Annotated in this window: 18 protein-coding genes; 8 read left to right on the top strand and 10 right to left on the bottom strand. The window is 63.1% G+C overall.

Annotated features, from left to right (window positions below):
• Positions 1-7 precede the first annotated feature (7 nt).
• Positions 8-709, bottom strand: coding sequence for an orotate phosphoribosyltransferase (gene pyrE / locus EIC84_RS18435; RefSeq protein ID WP_045839220.1), 702 nt, complete (start codon positions 707-709; stop codon positions 8-10).
• Between the two features lie 10 nt (positions 710-719).
• Between pyrE and EIC84_RS18440 the strand changes: the two genes are divergently transcribed.
• Together EIC84_RS18440 and azu are read left to right on the top strand one after the other, a co-directional pair.
• The gene (locus EIC84_RS18440) at positions 720-1,523 is read left to right on the top strand and encodes an exodeoxyribonuclease III (protein WP_003070367.1); all 804 of its coding nucleotides are present in this window, start codon (positions 720-722) and stop codon (positions 1,521-1,523) included.
• Between the two features lie 211 nt (positions 1,524-1,734).
• Positions 1,735-2,190: an azurin gene (gene azu, locus EIC84_RS18445; RefSeq protein ID WP_003070364.1), complete on the top strand. Its 456-nt coding sequence runs from the start codon at positions 1,735-1,737 to the stop codon at positions 2,188-2,190.
• Between the two features lie 167 nt (positions 2,191-2,357).
• Here the strand turns inward: azu and EIC84_RS18450 are convergent, their stop codons facing one another.
• Positions 2,358-2,813: an Lrp/AsnC family transcriptional regulator gene (locus EIC84_RS18450; RefSeq protein WP_003070362.1), complete on the bottom strand. Its 456-nt coding sequence runs from the start codon at positions 2,811-2,813 to the stop codon at positions 2,358-2,360.
• 105 nt (positions 2,814-2,918) lie between these two features.
• Here EIC84_RS18450 and EIC84_RS18455 point away from each other — a divergent pair, with 105 nt between their 5' ends.
• Positions 2,919-3,545, top strand: a complete 627-nt coding sequence (locus EIC84_RS18455) for a LysE family translocator (RefSeq protein WP_003070360.1) — start codon at positions 2,919-2,921, stop codon at positions 3,543-3,545.
• Positions 3,546-3,733: 188 nt separating this feature from the next.
• Here EIC84_RS18455 and pntB read toward each other — a convergent pair whose 3' ends face one another.
• Together pntB and EIC84_RS18465 are read right to left on the bottom strand one after the other, a co-directional pair.
• Complete coding sequence (gene pntB, locus EIC84_RS18460) at positions 3,734-5,149, bottom strand: Re/Si-specific NAD(P)(+) transhydrogenase subunit beta (RefSeq protein ID WP_003070358.1); 1,416 nt, start codon at positions 5,147-5,149, stop codon at positions 3,734-3,736.
• 27 nt (positions 5,150-5,176) lie between these two features.
• Positions 5,177-6,796: a Re/Si-specific NAD(P)(+) transhydrogenase subunit alpha gene (locus EIC84_RS18465; protein ID WP_003070357.1), complete on the bottom strand. Its 1,620-nt coding sequence runs from the start codon at positions 6,794-6,796 to the stop codon at positions 5,177-5,179.
• A 342-nt stretch (positions 6,797-7,138) separates the two neighbouring features.
• Here EIC84_RS18465 and EIC84_RS18470 point away from each other — a divergent pair, with 342 nt between their 5' ends.
• From EIC84_RS18470 to EIC84_RS18480, 3 genes are all read left to right on the top strand, one after another.
• On the top strand, positions 7,139-7,777 hold the full coding sequence (locus EIC84_RS18470) for an MBL fold metallo-hydrolase (protein WP_034363356.1): 639 nt from the start codon (positions 7,139-7,141) through the stop codon (positions 7,775-7,777).
• Between the two features lie 206 nt (positions 7,778-7,983).
• Positions 7,984-8,352: a hypothetical protein gene (locus tag EIC84_RS18475; protein ID WP_003070351.1), complete on the top strand. Its 369-nt coding sequence runs from the start codon at positions 7,984-7,986 to the stop codon at positions 8,350-8,352.
• A 125-nt stretch (positions 8,353-8,477) separates the two neighbouring features.
• Positions 8,478-9,563, top strand: coding sequence for a hypothetical protein (locus EIC84_RS18480; protein ID WP_003070349.1), 1,086 nt, complete (start codon positions 8,478-8,480; stop codon positions 9,561-9,563).
• Here the strand turns inward: EIC84_RS18480 and EIC84_RS18485 are convergent.
• Together EIC84_RS18485 and EIC84_RS18490 are read right to left on the bottom strand one after the other, a co-directional pair.
• Positions 9,560-10,231: a pseudouridine synthase gene (locus tag EIC84_RS18485; RefSeq protein WP_003070347.1), complete on the bottom strand. Its 672-nt coding sequence runs from the start codon at positions 10,229-10,231 to the stop codon at positions 9,560-9,562. The two genes, EIC84_RS18480 and EIC84_RS18485, sit on opposite strands and share 4 nt — an antisense overlap.
• A 49-nt stretch (positions 10,232-10,280) precedes the next feature.
• Positions 10,281-11,195: a LysR family transcriptional regulator gene (locus EIC84_RS18490; protein ID WP_003070345.1), complete on the bottom strand. Its 915-nt coding sequence runs from the start codon at positions 11,193-11,195 to the stop codon at positions 10,281-10,283.
• A gap of 77 nt (positions 11,196-11,272) precedes the next feature.
• Here EIC84_RS18490 and EIC84_RS18495 point away from each other — a divergent pair, with 77 nt between their 5' ends.
• On the top strand, positions 11,273-11,749 hold the full coding sequence (locus EIC84_RS18495; protein ID WP_003070342.1) for a CidA/LrgA family protein: 477 nt from the start codon (positions 11,273-11,275) through the stop codon (positions 11,747-11,749).
• Positions 11,750-11,752: 3 nt separating this feature from the next.
• On the top strand, positions 11,753-12,448 hold the full coding sequence (locus EIC84_RS18500; RefSeq protein WP_003070340.1) for an LrgB family protein: 696 nt from the start codon (positions 11,753-11,755) through the stop codon (positions 12,446-12,448).
• A gap of 36 nt (positions 12,449-12,484) precedes the next feature.
• On the opposite strand, the gene EIC84_RS18505 is transcribed toward EIC84_RS18500, so the two are convergent.
• The 4 genes from EIC84_RS18505 to EIC84_RS18520 form a co-directional block, all read right to left on the bottom strand.
• Positions 12,485-13,513, bottom strand: a complete 1,029-nt coding sequence (locus EIC84_RS18505) for a cyclase family protein (protein WP_003070338.1) — start codon at positions 13,511-13,513, stop codon at positions 12,485-12,487.
• A 60-nt stretch (positions 13,514-13,573) separates the two neighbouring features.
• Positions 13,574-14,284 (bottom strand): DsbA family protein, encoded by a 711-nt coding sequence (locus tag EIC84_RS18510; RefSeq protein ID WP_003070337.1) that lies wholly within the window; start codon positions 14,282-14,284, stop codon positions 13,574-13,576.
• 92 nt (positions 14,285-14,376) lie between these two features.
• Positions 14,377-15,258, bottom strand: coding sequence for a LysR family transcriptional regulator (locus EIC84_RS18515; RefSeq protein WP_034363345.1), 882 nt, complete (start codon positions 15,256-15,258; stop codon positions 14,377-14,379).
• A gap of 134 nt (positions 15,259-15,392) precedes the next feature.
• On the bottom strand, positions 15,393-15,519 hold a 127-nt coding region (locus EIC84_RS18520; protein WP_134737337.1), incomplete at its 5' end, for an aldehyde dehydrogenase family protein.

The following is a 15,519-nucleotide window of genomic DNA, read 5'->3' on the forward strand; positions in this document are numbered from 1 at the left end:
TGCGTGTTTATTCCTTGTCTTCAACACCATAACGCTGACGGTAGGCCAGCACGCGCTCATGATGCTCGCGGCCGGCATCCCCGCCCTGCTGCTCGAGATAAAGCAACAGATCTGCCAGCTTGGCAATCGCACAGACCTGCATGCCCAGCTGATTGCGCACATATTGCACGGCGCTGTGCGGCACGTCCTGGCCATTCTCCGTCGCCATTTCCTGGCGATCCAGAGCGATGGCCACGGCATGCGGCTCGGCACCGGCCGCCTTGATGATAGCAATCGACTCGCGCGCGGCCGTACCGGCCGACATCACGTCGTCAATGATGAGCACGCGGCCCTTGAGGGGAGCGCCCACCAAAGTACCGCCTTCGCCGTGATCCTTGGCTTCCTTGCGGTTGTAGGCAAAGGGTACGTTCTTGCCCTGGCGTGCCAGTTCCACCGCCACCGTGGCTGCCAAAGGGATGCCCTTGTAGGCAGGCCCGAAGACCATATCAAACTCCATGCCGCTGGCCAGAATGGCTTTTGCATAGAATTCGGACAGACGGGCCATCTTGGCGCCATCGTCGAACAGGCCGGCATTGAAGAAGTACGGGCTGATGCGCCCGGCCTTGGTCTTGAATTCGCCAAAACGCAGCACGCCCGCATCGACGGCAAACTGCACAAAATCCTGCGCCAGACGGTCTGCACCGCCCATTGGCTTCTCACTCACCACCATGGATTCATCCTTGTTCAAATTAACCAGCCTCAACCTCAACGGTATCCGCTCTGCCACGACCAAAGGCGCCGAAGCCTGGATCGAAGCCACTGCGCCGGATTGTATTTGCGTCCAGGAAATCAAGGCCCAGGCTTCGGATATGGCCGGGCGCTTCGAGGTGTTGGCCGGCATGAAGGGCTATTTCCACTTTGCCGAGAAAAAAGGCTACTCGGGCGTGGGCGTCTACACCCGCCACGAGCCCAGCGATGTGATCGTGGGCTTCGATATCGACGAGTTCGACGCCGAGGGCCGCTATGTCGAAACCCGCTTCGACACGCCCGGCCGCAAGTTCTCCATCATCAGCGCCTACTTTCCCAGCGGCAGTTCGGGCGAGTTGCGCCAGGAGGCCAAGTTCCGCTTTCTCGCCAAGATGCACAGCCACCTGATGCACCTCAAGGCAGAGCGCGACTTCGTGCTCTGCGGCGATATCAATATCGCGCACCAGAAGGAAGACCTGAAGAACTGGCGCGGCAACCAGAAAAACAGCGGCTTCCTGCCCGAAGAGCGCGACTGGATGAGCAAGTTGCTGCACAAGACCGAGGCCAGCGGCGGTCTGGTCGACGTCTATCGTCAGCTTCAGCCCGACACCACGGATGCCTGCTATACATGGTGGAGCAATCGGGGCCAGGCCTATGCCAACAACGTGGGATGGCGACTGGACTACCACCTGGCCACACCGGCGATCGCGGCCCTGGCCCGCACCGAGTCCATCTACAAGGGCGAGAAGTTCTCGGACCACGCGCCCATCACCATTGGTTACGACATGGCGATCTGAAGCGCGCAAGCAACGCCGGCTGCGACCTGCAAGGCAGTGAACGCACGCATGCTCGGCGAATTGAGTTAGCGCAAGGTGCAACAGTACAACCCATGCGAGCATGAGTTGTACTGAGCCGGCTGGGCAGGTTTCCGAAAGAATGAACTGCGGAACCTGGAGGGCGACAAGGCCACAGCGGTTCCCGTTTCGCTTTTAGGAAAAGGAATAGCCAATGAAGAAGATCCTGATGACCCTGGCCCTGTGTGCAGTCGGTGCCCTGAGCGCACCCGCCATGGCGGCAGGCTGCGAAGCCGTCGTTGAAAGCAACGATGCCATGCAGTTCAATGTCAAAAGCATCGATGTGCCCAAGTCCTGCAAGAAGTTCAGCGTGACTCTCAAGCATGTGGGCAAGATGCCCAAGACCGCAATGGGCCACAACATCGTGGTCAGCACCGCTGCCGACATGCAGGCCGTGATCACCGACGGCATGGCCGCTGGTGCTGGCGCCGACTATGTGAAGGCCGGCGATGCACGCGTGCTGGCTCACTCCAAGGTGATCGGTGGCGGCGAGACTACCAAGTTCGACATCGATGCGAGCAAGCTCAAGGCTGGCACTGACTATGCCTTCTTCTGTTCCTTCCCCGGTCACTCGGCCCTCATGAAGGGCTCGCTCAAGCTGGGCTCCTGAGTTCCGAAGCTCCCGATTCAGGAGCTTGCAGCGCTTTCCTCATATAAGTTTTGAAGTTATTCAAACTGAAAAACATTGATGAGCAAGCGCCATAAGCTCTGAAATCAGGAGCAGAATCGGCTACATCAAAGCGCCTGTGATTCGCATCACAGGCGCTTTTTCATGGATTATTCCATCGCCGAAGTCAGCGGTCTGTTGCTCACCACATGCTTCATCACCAGCGTGGAAGTCATGCGCAGCACGCCGGGCAGCCGGGTCAGCTGCTCGTCATAAAGTCGCTGGTAGGCAGGCAGATCGCGCACCACGACCTGCAGCAGATAGTCGGGATCACCGAACAGGCGCTGAGCCTGCACCACATTGTCGAGCCGGGCTACGGCGTCCTCGAACGCAGGCACGGACTTGCTGTCCTTGAGCGTGACAAAGACCAGGGACGAGAAATCCAGCCCCAGCGCCGCGGGGTCCAGCTCGGCGCGGTAGCCGCGAATCACGCCCGATTCTTCCAGCGCACGCACACGCCGGTGGCAGGGCGACAGGCTCAGGCCCACCTGCTCGGCCAGCTCGGTCACCGTGAGGCGGCCATTGTTTTCGAGCGCAGCAAGAATTTTTCGATCCAGCGAGTTCACGAGGCAGTTTCTTCCAATTTCAAGCCGATCGGCGGCGAATATTGAGAGCACATTCTCTCTCCTCTTCCATATTCTCTCGGCATCAACGCTTTTCGAGGGAATTTCGTGTCCTACGCCGCCTTGACCGCCTTCTGGGCAGTCTCCTTTCTTCTGGTGCTCACGCCCGGGGCCGACTGGGCCTATGTGATCTCGGCCGGTCTGCGTGGCAGACGGCTGGTGCTGCCCGCAACACTGGGCCTGGCCTGCGGTGCGCTGCTGGCCACGCTGGCCGTGGCGGCAGGCGTTGGCGCCCTGGTGGCGCGCAACCCGGCCCTGCTCACGGCCTTGACGGCCACCGGCGCGCTCTACCTGGCCTGGATGAGCGTGGGACTGTGGCGCAGCCCGGCAGCCATCGGCAGCGCCGGCGATGCCGAGAGCGGCACGCGCTGGCACTGGACGGTCAAGGGAGCCAGCGTCAGCGGACTCAATCCCAAGCAGCTGTTGCTGTTGCTTGCCTTGCTGCCGCAGTTTGTGCGGCCTGCCGAGGGCTGGCCGGTGTTTGCGCAGATCATGGCCCTGGGCGCCGTCCATGCAGCCAGTTGCGCCGTGGTCTACTTCGGCGTGGGCTGGGGCTCGCAAAGCGTGCTGCGCTCGCGCCCCGCCGCCGCGCTTGCCGTCTCGCGCCTGTCGGGCACGCTGATGCTGGTGATTGCCGCCGTGCTGCTGGGCGAGATCGCCGTCCAGCATCTCTAAAAGAAAAAATGCCTGCAGCCGAAAACCGCAGGCATTTCAAGAACAGGCGTACGCTACGCCCCAGGACACCAGGCAAGAGCCGCCTCGCTGCGGGGACGACGCTCCGGCGAAGATGTCGTCCCCCTCCCGCAAAGCGAGAGAGGCGCCCGGCTAGGAGAGAGCGCCTCAGGAGAGATCACCCCCCTTCATCAGCTCTTCAGCGCCCCCAACACCTCGTCCAGCATCTTCTTGGCATCGCCGAACAGCATGCGGTTGTTGTCCTTGTAGAACAGCGGATTGTCCACGCCCGCATAACCGGAGGCCATGGAGCGCTTCATCACGATCGAGGTCTTGGCCTTCCACACTTCCAGCACCGGCATGCCGGCGATGGGGCTCTCGGGATCGTCCTGGGCTGCCGGATTGACGATGTCGTTCGCACCGATGACGATGGCCACATCGGTCTCGGGGAAGTCTTCGTTGATCTCGTCCATCTCCATCACGATGTCGTAAGGCACCTTGGCCTCGGCCAGCAGCACGTTCATGTGGCCGGGCATGCGGCCCGCCACCGGGTGGATGGCAAAGCGCACATCCACACCCTGCTCGCGCAGGGTCCGAGTGATTTCATTGACGGTGTGCTGGGCCTGGGCCACGGCCATGCCGTAGCCGGGCACGATGATGGCGCTTTTTGCCTCGCGCAGCATCTCGGCGGTCTCGGCTGCACTGACGGGTGCCACTTCGCCCTGGGGCTCGGCAGCCGCAGAAGCATCACCCTTCTTGGCGGGAGCGCCGGAGCCGAAGCCGCCCGCAATCACGCTGATGAAGTTGCGGTTCATGGCCTGGCACATGATGTAGCTCAGGATGGCACCCGAGGAGCCCACCAGCGCGCCGGTGACGATCAGCAGGTCATTGCCCAGCATGAAGCCGGTGGCCGCAGCAGCCCAGCCCGAGTAGCTGTTGAGCATGGACACCACCACGGGCATGTCGGCCCCACCGATGGCCATGACCATGTGCACGCCGAACAGCAGGGCGATGACGCTCATCACGATCAGCGGCAACATGCCGTCAGCCACGGTTTGGGCATGCAGAAACTCGCGCCCGAACCAGATCACCACCAGCAGCGCGAGCAGATTGAGCCAGTGGCGTGCGGGCAGCAGCAGCGGCTTGCCGCCTATCCTGCCGTTGAGCTTGCCAAAGGCTATCAGCGAGCCCGAGAAGGTGACCGCGCCGATCAGGATGCCCACGTAGATTTCCACCTCGTGAATGGCTTTTTCTGCGCCAGCGAGCTCGATGGAGGTATCGACATAGCTGGCAAAGCCCACCAGACAGGCGGCCAGGCCGACCAGGCTGTGCATGAGGGCGACCAGCTCGGGCATCTGGGTCATCTTGACGACCTTGGCCGCATACAGGCCGATACCGCCACCGACCACCAGCGCGCCGACGATCCAGGCGATGCCGCCGGCATCGACGCGTGGGCCGAACACGGTGGCCAGCACGGCCAGCGCCATGCCGACCATGCCGAACAGATTGCCGCGGCGTGAGGTTTCGGGGTTGGACAGGCCACCGAGGCTGAGAATGAACAAAATGGCAGCCCCCAGATAGGCCACCGTTGCGAGACTTTGGGACATGGTGTTTCTCTCTTGTGCTCGTTCTTCTTATTTGCGGAACATGGCCAGCATGCGACGTGTCACAGCAAAGCCGCCAAACATATTGATGGCAGTCAGCACCAGCGCTGCAAAGGCCAGCCAGCGGATCAAGTCATCAGGGCGAGCGGTACCCGCCGTTCCCGGCGGTGCAATCTGCACCAGGGCGCCAATGGCGATGATGCTGGAGATGGCGTTGGTCACGCTCATCAGCGGCGTGTGCAAGGCCGGCGTCACGTTCCACACCACCATGTAGCCGATGAAACAGGCCAGCACGAACACCGTGAAGTGGCCCAGGAAGGCCGCCGGCGCGTAGGCACCGATGAACCAGAAGGCCAGGGCGGCAATCGCAAAAATAATGGCCAAGGTCTTGGCCGGCAGCGGTCCGGCAGCGCCGTGACCATGGCCGCCTTTCTTCTGCTCCACCACAGCCGCAGCCGGTTTGGGGGCTGGCTTGGGCGCCTGGGCAAGGGGCGGGGCAGGCCAGGTGATTTCGCCGTCCTTGACCACGGTCAGGCCGCGAATCGCATCGTCTTGCATATTCACCACGGCCACGCCATCCTTGGCCTTGCACAGCTCTTCCGTCAGGCGCAGCAGGTTGGTGGCGTACAGGGTGGACGATTGCTTGGCCAGGCGCGATGCGAGGTCGGTGTAGCCGATGATGGTCACGCCGTGGCGCACAACGGCCTCGTTGGGAACGGTCAGCTCGCAGTTGCCGCCCTGCTCGGCCGCCATGTCGACGATCACGCTGCCGGGCTTCATGCTCTGCACCATCTCGGCCGTGATCAGCTTGGGCGCCGGTTTGCCGGGGATCAGCGCGGTGGTGATGATGATGTCGGCCTCCCTGGCCTGCTGGGCATACATCTGGCGCTGCGCAGCCTGGAAGCCCTCGCTCATCACCTTGGCATAGCCGCCGCCGCCAGCACCGTCTTCTTCGTAGTCGACCTTGACAAACTCACCGCCCAGCGATGTGACCTGATCGGCCACTTCGGCCCGCGTGTCGTTGGCGCGCACGATGGCGCCCAGATTGGCGGCCGTGCCAATGGCCGACAGACCGGCCACACCTGCGCCGGCAATGAAGACCTTGGCTGGCGGCACCTTGCCTGCGGCCGTGATCTGGCCGTTGAAATAGCGGCCGAAGGCGTTGGCGGCCTCGATCACGGCGCGGTAACCCGAAACACCGGCCATGGAGGTCAGTGCATCCATCTTCTGCGCGCGGCTCAATGTCCGGGGCAGCGAGTCGATCGCCAGCACCGTCACCTTTTTGGCAGCCAGTTGCTGCATCAGATCGGGATTCTGGGCCGGCCAGATGAAGTCGATCAGGATCTGGCCTTCGCGCATCAGCGCGACTTCTTGCGGGGTGGGCGGGCGCACCTTGAAGAGGATGTCGGCAGCAGCCCAGACCGCCGCAGCGTTGGGCAGCACCTCGGCCCCCACTGCGCGATAAGCGTCATCGCTGAAGTTGGCGGCATCGCCGGCGCCCGATTCGATGGCGACCGAAAAACCCAGCTTGATGAGTTTTTCGACCACATCGGGCACGGTGGCCACGCGCTTTTCCAACGGGAAGGTTTCCCGCGGGATGCCGATGCGTTGGGCGCCAGCGCCGCTCGGCTGGTTGGAAGAGGTAGACATGCAGAGTCTCCTGGAGTTTAAAAACGGTTTTCCTCCAGACCGACCCATCCCCTGCCATTCCTGCCCGTGGGAGGAACTTGTATTGCATGGGCATTGGCACGGCCTGAACGATCTTGAAACTGTGTCGGGCCGCCTCCCATGAAGCAAATGCCCGCTGCCTTGCAGCACAAATACGTTTTAGCAGCCCGCACCAAAATGGGGCACTCGCATCCATGCTAGCTCAAATGAGGGATGACGCCAGAATCTGAGCGGGCATTTTTGATGCGCGTGTCATGCCGTGTCATGCTTGCGGGGTTCGCAGCCCGCGAGACTACGCAAACGCCCGAAAAATACAAGTCACCCATGTTGCAATATCACACTGTCCCCGTCACAGCCTTTCAACAGAACTGCTCTCTCGTCTGGTGCGACCAGACCATGGACGCGGCCGTCATCGACCCGGGCGGAGATCTCGAGCAGATCGAGTGGGAGGTGGAACGCCTGGGCCTGAATCTGAAGGCCATCTGGATCACCCACGCCCATATCGACCACGCGGGCGGCACCAGTGAGCTGGCGGCCAAGTATGAGCTGCCCATCATCGGCCCGCATGAGGGCGACCAGTTCTGGATCGACGGTCTGCCCCAGCAGGGTGCCATGTTCGGCTTTCCCCACTCCGACCCCTTTGTGCCCACGCGCTGGCTGCATGACGGCGACACCGTGAGCATCGGCCAGGAAACGCTGAACGTGCGCCACTGCCCCGGTCACACGCCCGGCCATGTGGTCTTCCACTCACCGCAGATCGACCGCGCCTTTGTCGGCGATGTGCTGTTTGCCGGCAGCATAGGCCGCACGGACTTCCCGCAGGGCAATCATCAGCAGCTGATCGACTCCATCGTGCAGCGCCTGTGGCCCATGGGCGACCAGACGATCTTCATCCCCGGGCATGGCCCGGAAAGCAGCTTTGGCCGCGAGCGCAAGCTGAACCCCTATGTCAGCGGAACCTGAAGCCTGACGGCCGAGGCTTGCGGAATCAGGTCTTCCGTAGCAGCATGCGCCTGTCACGCCTTGTGACATCACATCTATTGGAGGGAGTTCGTATGCGCAATTTATGGAAAATTTGCCTGGCTTCAGCCCTGGTCAGCAGCTCATGGGCGAGCCTTGCTCAGGCTCCGACAGCGGCGCCTGCCGCACCGGCCGCCAAAACAGCCCCCATGCCCGCCAAGCCGGCGGCAGAACCCGCAGCAAAGGCTGCGCCGGCCCCTGCCGCTGCCAAGACGGACATGCAGACCTTTGTCTGCAAGGATGGCTCCACCATGAGCGCGGCGTCCTCCAAGGGAGCTTGCTCGGGCCGCAAGGGCATTGACCAGCAGGCCACTACCAAGGCTGCAGCAGGCGGCAAGCCGGCCGCGACCGCCGCACCTGGCGGCGGTGCAGGCAAGGTCTGGGCCAATGAGGACAGCAAGATCTACCACTGCCCCGGCACCCGTTTCTACGGCACCACCAAGAACGGCAAGTACATGAGCGAGGCCGATGCCAAGGCCGCCGGCATGCATGGCGCCAACAACAAGAGCTGCAGCTGAACCTGTAGCATCAAACCATCGCGCTGACCTGCGATTGCAGGCAGCGCGATTTTTCATTCACAACAGGCTAGATTGCTTGTCCATCAAGCACAAGCAGCTATCAATTCAAAAGGACAATCGCGGGCATGAACTGGTTGGTCGGACTGGGTATCTTGCTGATGGCGGCCTTGCTGCTATGGGCTTTTTCGGCGCTGTTCATCAGCATGCTCTCCGGCCTGGCGGTCAGCGCCCTGCTCTGGCAGCCGCTGCGCTGGTGGCGCCGCAGGCAGTTGCTGCGCGAGCTGGAGCAGAACCCGGCTCTCGATGTCCAGCAGCAGGCCCCTTGCGCCCTGTTTTATCTGCTGTCCGCAGCCGTGGTTCTGCTGGGATGTACCGCCGCACTGGCCACACTGATTCATCTGCCCGATAGCCTTTATTCGCCCGAGCAGCTTTCTCTGATCTGTGGTCTGGTCTTTGCCATCAGTCTTGCCACCCTCATCAAGCTGAGCGGCAATCTCGTCAGCCTGGGTGAGGAGGCCTCTGCCGCCGCCGAGATCAGGGCAGCCTGGTCGCTGGCAGCGGGCATTGTGCCCATGCTGTCCCTGATCACCCTGATTTTCTTCGTACCGCATACGGCGGGCTGGATGGTCTGGCGCGAGCAATGGCGGGGCTATGACAGCACGCAGTTGCGCATCCCCCTGAAGCACAACGATGCCGAGCACCAGCAGGCCTTGTTGCAGTTGGTCCGCCCGATGCTGGAGCAAGGCAGCCGCATCCTGAGTCACCGAGCCCGCTCGCGCAGCGGCGGCAGCTATACCCTGAGCGCCGCCCTGCCCGCACGCTATCGTTTTCATAAAGATGCGCTGGAGTTGCAACTGGCGGGTCTGATGCCGCAGGAGCAACTCAACATGCATCTGCAGGCCTTGATTTCCGTGGTGGAAGGAGAGGCCAGCAGCCTGCCACTGGCCTATGCCCAATGTCAGCCGTCCCCCGACTGGTTGGGCAGACAGCGCTTTTTCGGGCGTGGCCAGCAAGCCATGCAATCGCTGCGCGAATGCGTGCGGACTCGCCAATCCGAGCTGACGACCGCTCTTCAATTGCTGCGGGGCAATCTGCAGGAGGTGCAAGTGGGCTGGAGTCGCTTTCGCCCCTGGCCGGCTCTGCCGCGCTGGCAGGCAGCTGCCTTGCCGGAAGATGAAGATGAGCTGCTGCGGCTCGATACTTTGCGCTAGGAACCACTGAGCGGCAACACATCCAGCCACTGGCCGGGCTCCAGCCCTTCGATCGAATAAGGCCCCACGGCCATGCGCACCAGCCTCAGCGTGGGGTGGCCGACGGCTGCCGTCATGCGGCGCACCTGGCGGTTCTTTCCCTCGCGGATGATGAGCTCGATCCAGCAATCGGGAATGTTCTGGCGCACGCGAATCGGCGGGTTGCGCGGCCACATCAGGGGCTGGGGTTCTATCAGGCGGGCCTTGGCGGGCAGTGTCTTGCCGTCGCTCAACTCCACGCCCTCGCGCAGGCGCTGCAAAGCGGCCTCGTCCGGGATGCCTTCGACCTGCACCCAGTAGGTCTTCTCCATCTTGTGGCGCGGATCGGCAATGCGGGCCTGTAACTGACCGTCATTGGTCAGCAGCAGCAGGCCTTCGCTGTCGGCATCGAGCCGGCCCGCCACATAGACACCGGGCACATCGATCCAGTCCTTGAGGCCCTGCCACTTGCCCTCGGGCGTGAACTGGCTGAGCACTCCATAGGGCTTGTGAAAGCACAGCAGACGCGTGACCTCGGGCCGGGGCGCGGGCTGGCGCACCACGGTGCTGCGGCGCAAGTTGCTGGAGCGATTGGAAGAGAACGGGCGGGGCATGGCAGCGAGCTTAGCAACAAAGACCTGGACTGGCATCAAGCATCAAAAAGCCTTGCATCGCTTACTGGACAATGGAAAATAGCTATCAGTTTTGAAAATCCGGGAAAGCAGCACCGAGGAGCGGCTGTGGATACACCTCACGCACGCAGTTCAGCCAGGCCTGGGCCGCACGCGACAGGTAGCCGGGCCGCCACATCAGCGCCACATCCCAGGGGATCTCGGGCTCCACCAGCGGGCGGCTGGCCACGCGCTGCGGGTCGTAGCGGGCGATGACATGCTCGAACATCACGGCCACGCCCACCTGGGCCGCGACCAGATGGCCTATGAAATCCCAGTAGCGCGTCTGCAGCTTGACCTGTGGCGTGAAGCCCGCTGCCTCGCATTGCTGCAGCACATGCTCGTGCAGCGCAAAGTCCGAGGTGTAGAGCACAAACGGCAGCTCGCGCAAATCGCTCCAGCGCATGGGTTGGCCCGGGTCTGTCACCTGCTGGGCGGGCAGCACCACGCGCGTCTTCTGGCGCGCCACGGTGTAGCGCTCCAGCGCCGGATCGGGGGCCGCGAACAGGCCCAGCGCCATGTCCAGCTTGCCTTCCTGGATCAGCTGGTACTGGGCGCGCGCGCCCTGCTCGTTGACCTGCAGGTTCACACCCGGATAGCGCTGCTGGAACAGCGCGATCACCGGCGCCATGTAATGGCCCGTGGTGGGCATGATGCCCAGGGACAGCTCGCCACGCGTGATGTGGTCCACCTCGGCCACCTGACGGCGCAGCAGCTGGGCCTGCTCCAGAATCTCCAGTCCGCGGTCATAGACCACCTGACCTGCGTCGGTCAGCTGCACGCCCCGGCCTTCGCGCAGCAACAGGCGACCACCGAATTCGTCCTCCAGCGCCTTGACCATCTTGCTGATGGTGGGCTGGGTCACATGCAGGGTTTCGGCCGCGCGGGTGAAGCCGTTCTGGCGCACGACCTCAATGAAGTAACGCAGGGCACGCAAGTCCATGATAATTCCTTTTACGCATGGAAAAAATGAAAATAAGTCATTTTATGAATATAGGTGAAAACCCTAGAATTTCACCCATGTCACAGATTACGGAAGCTGTCGCTCCTCGCGCCCAGGGCGACAGCCATTCTTTTGCCCAGACACTCTGGCAACTGCTCAAGGCCGTGCTGCAAGTGTGCCTGCTCAGCGCCATCTGGATTGCCATGGATGTGCTGCGCCAGCATTTCGGCTGGAGCATGCCCGCCGGTCTGATCGGTTTCGGCCTGCTGGCAGTGGGCCTTTTTTCGGGCCTGGTCAAAGCACGCTGGCTGCAAGGCGGCACCAACTGGCTGCTGGCAGAGATGCTGCTGTTCTTCGTGCCCGCCATGCTGGTGGTCACCGAATACCCCGATCTGATCCGCCACCAGGGCTTGCGCATTCTGGCCGTCATCGTGGCCAGCACAGCCTGCGTGATGGCCGTGACCGCGCTGGCAGTCGATCGCGTCTATCGCTTCGAGCTGTGGCTGGCAAGGCGCAAGTCCAGCCGCGATGCCGCTGCCCTGAACGAGGATTAAGCCATGCTGTCGAATGAAGTCATCGGCCTGCTGTCGCTGCTGACCACCGTGGCCTGCTACTGGGTCAACAAGCGCCTGTATCGCAAACATCCCCACCCGCTGCTGATGCCCATAGTCGCCACCCCCATGGTGCTGATCGGCCTGTCGCTGCTGACCCATGTCAGCTACCCGCAGTACATTGCCCAGACCCACTGGCTGGTCTGGCTGCTGGGCCCCACCACGGTGGCATTTGCACTGCCGCTGTACGAGAACCGAAAGCTGCTGCGCAAGCACTGGATGTCGATAGCCACCGGCGTGATCGTGGCCAGCCTGGTCTCCATCTCCACCACCATTGCGTTTGCCGATATGTTCGGCCTGTCCGAGGCGCTGCAAAAAGGCCTGGCCGTGCGCAGCATCACGACACCGTTTGCGATCGAGGCCGAGAAAGTGCTGGGCGGCCCCACCGATCTGGCGGCGCTGTTCGTGCTGCTGACCGGCGTCAGTGCCATGCTGCTGGGCGAGACCGTGCTGCGTGTGCTGCCCCGCATCCGCAGCAAACTGGCCACGGGCGCCAGCTGGGGCGGAGCCGCTCATGGCAGCGGCGTGGCCAGGGCGCGCCAGGCCGGCGAGGTGCAGGCCGTGATGGCATCGCTGGTGATGATGATTGCCGGTGCCGTCAACGTGCTGGCCGCCCCCTGGGTGCGCACATTGTTTTTCTGAGCGGCGCTCAGGGAGCGGCTCCGGCAAGCGCCGCCCTCAGCGCACCGGAATGGCGATCGGGCGCAGCGGCGCGGCGTCGCCGCCGCGGATCTTGAGCGGCCCTCCGATGAAGGCGAACTCATAGACCTTGTCGCGCGAGAGCCCGTCCAGGGCCACCAATTCCATGATGGGAATGCCTTGCTGGGCCAGCAGGTAGCTGTGCAGCGGCACATAGTCATCGTCCACTTCCGAGGGGAAAGTCTCCAGGCTCAGGTTGTCGGCGCCGACAATCATGGCGCCGGCATCCTCGGCCAGAAAGTGTGCGGCATCCAGGCCCAGCCCTGGCGGTTTGGCCATATAGGCCTGGGGTTGCTCGTAGAGCTTCATGCGCCCCGTGCGAATCAGCACGACATCGCCCTTTTGCAGCGTCACGTTCTGGCGTGCCAGCGCGTCCTTGAGGTCCTGCCGGGTGATCCGGTACTGGTCGGGCAGCATGTCGACGCCCTTGGCCGCGGCCACGTCAATCAGCACGCCGCGCGCCACCAGAGGCGGGAATTTCTCTATGCCTGTGCGCTGCCAGCCGCGGTCGCCCAGATGCTCGTCGGCACTGAAGCCGTTCCAGATCCTGCCGCGTATGCCGAAGTGGTTGAGTGCGTCGATGTGCGTGCCCGTGTGGCTGTACATGGAGAACGCCGTGCCCGTGTAGCTGCGCGTGGTGTTCATGTTCTTGCCCACGTTCATGGGGTCGTCCACCACGGTGCCGCGTGGCGTGTGCGTCATCCAGAACTGGTAGTGCGGATCGCCGGCGTCCTGCCAGCTGGGCATGCCCACGTAGTACTCGGTGGCGAGGTCATAGACCTGACCGCCTGTGATGCGCTGCAGGATGGCAGCGCGCGAGGCGGGCGTTATCAGGTTCAGGCGGCCGATCTCGTCGCCCGGCCCCCAGGGGCTGGTGCCCACATCCTGGCCGGTACCGGCCGGGAGCGTGTGGCCACCGTGGGCATGAGCCAGGCCGGAGAACGCTGCTGCCATCACGAGCAACAGGGTGGGCAAGCGCCGGACACGGGCGCGGAAAGAGAAGTTCATGAGTGTTTCCTAGGAAGCGGTGCGCCTTTCGGCGCTAGTGAGAAAGTGAAAGGTAGTGACTTAGCCCAGCAGGACGCGCAGCCGTTCACGCAGCATGTTCAGAGGCTGGGTCTGCAGCGGTGGCAGGCCCTGGGCGATCAAGGTGGGAATGCTGCGCAGGCCCAGGCGCCGGGCCAGGGCGAGGTCCTGGTGAACCATGTTCAAGGCCTCGGCGCTTTCCATGCAGCGTGCAAAAGCATTGCGCTCGAAGCCGGTGTGCGTGGCGATGTCCAGCAGCACCTCGGCGTCGCCTATGTTGCGATGGGCACTCATATGGGCGTGCTGTATGGCATCGAACAGATTCCAGTGGGCCTCGTCGCCCTCCAGAATCTGGGCGGCCTGGCAGGCCAGTGCGCCGGCCAGTCCGCTGGGATACTCAAAGGTTTCGCGGCGCATGCCTTCGATGTCGATGCGCTGGGTGTCGTCATGCCGTGCGCAGGCCGCCCAGTGCCCGAGAATGGTCTGCTTGGCCTGCTCCATGGAACCAAACCTTGCCACCATCTCGGCGCGGGAAGCTTGCAGCACAAAGCTGCGCTGACGTACGCGCAGGCCCAGCTCGCCTGCCACCTGGCGCAGGCGCGGCGACATCACATAACACCAGCCGCAAACCACGTCATGGAAGAAATCGATGGTGGGAGCAGCCTCAACTGCCGCGGACAGGACCGGGGCAGGGGCTGGATGGGCTGCAACCTGCGCGGGCAGAGCGCAGGAAAAATCATGGCATTGCGTCATGCTTGTGTCCTTCATGGCTGATGGACAGCAAGCGTAGGACGCAGGCCTCGCAGGAGTAAGAGGCCTGCGCTTGAGAAACTCTTAATCCAGCGTCAAGAATCCCCGCCCATGGCCGCAGGCAGCTCTTCGGCCAGAAAGTCCACAAAGGCGCGCACCTTGGGCAGCAGGTGGCGTTGCGTGGGGTAGACCACGTAGACATGGCGCGGCTGCTCGGCCCAGTCTTGCAGGGCCAAGGCCTCCAGCTGGCCCTGGGCGATGGCGGGCCGGGCCAGAAAGGACGGCAGTGCACCGATGCCGAGGCCGGCCACCAGCAGCTCCCGCAACATCAGGCTGTTGTTGACGCTGGCTCGTGCTTCGCTCGGAACTTGCAGGCCGTCGTCAACCTGTGCCAGGCTGTAGTTCAGCAGTGCATGGCCACGCAGCGCAGCCACGCTGGCCGGGCGGCCGTGTTGCTGTAAATAGGCCGGCGACGCGCACAACATTTGCGACAGCGAGGCCAGGCGCCGCGCAATCAGCGATGAATCCGCGAGCTCGGCGCTCAGGCGTATGGAGACATCAAAGCCCTGGCCCACGGCGTCCATCAGCCGGTCTTCCATGGATAGGTCAATCTGCAATTGCGGATGGCGCTGCATAAAGCGCGCCAGCAGCGGCGCCAGCGTGCTCAGCGCAAACGACAGCGGCGCGTTCACGCGCAGCCGCCCCGTCACCTGCAGGGACTGGGCACGTACCGATTGCTCCAGCGTGTCAAAGTCATCCAGCAGCCGGCAGCATTCGGCGTAATAGGCCCGGCCGGTATCGGTCAGACTCATGCGGCGCGTGGTGCGCTGGATCAGCACCGCCCCCAGCTGTGCCTCCAGCGCGCGCAACTGCTTGCTGAGAGCCGCCGAGGAAAGATCGAGTGCATCGGCGGCCCTGGCAATGCTGCCCAGTTCGACAATGCGCCTGAAGGCGCGCAAAGGGGTGAGCGAATCCATGGAAGAGAAGAGCGAAAAACTGGGCCGCAGCGTAGCAGCTTTCGCTGCGGGGGCGACGCGGCCCGGGCATGCTCGCTCTTCTTCTGAAAAATGGGCCGCTCAAGTTTTGCAGCTTGCTTGAACAGCCCCAAGCATCACGCCAGCGTATAGGCCGTCTTCACCGTGGTGTAGAACTCCTGGGCATAGCGGCCCTGCTCGCGCGGACCGTAGCTTGAGCCCTTGCGACCGCCAAACGGCACGTGGTAGTCCACGCCCGCCGTG

Source organism: Comamonas sp. A23, from assembly GCF_004522605.1.
Taxonomy (GTDB): domain Bacteria; phylum Pseudomonadota; class Gammaproteobacteria; order Burkholderiales; family Burkholderiaceae_C; genus Comamonas; species Comamonas thiooxydans.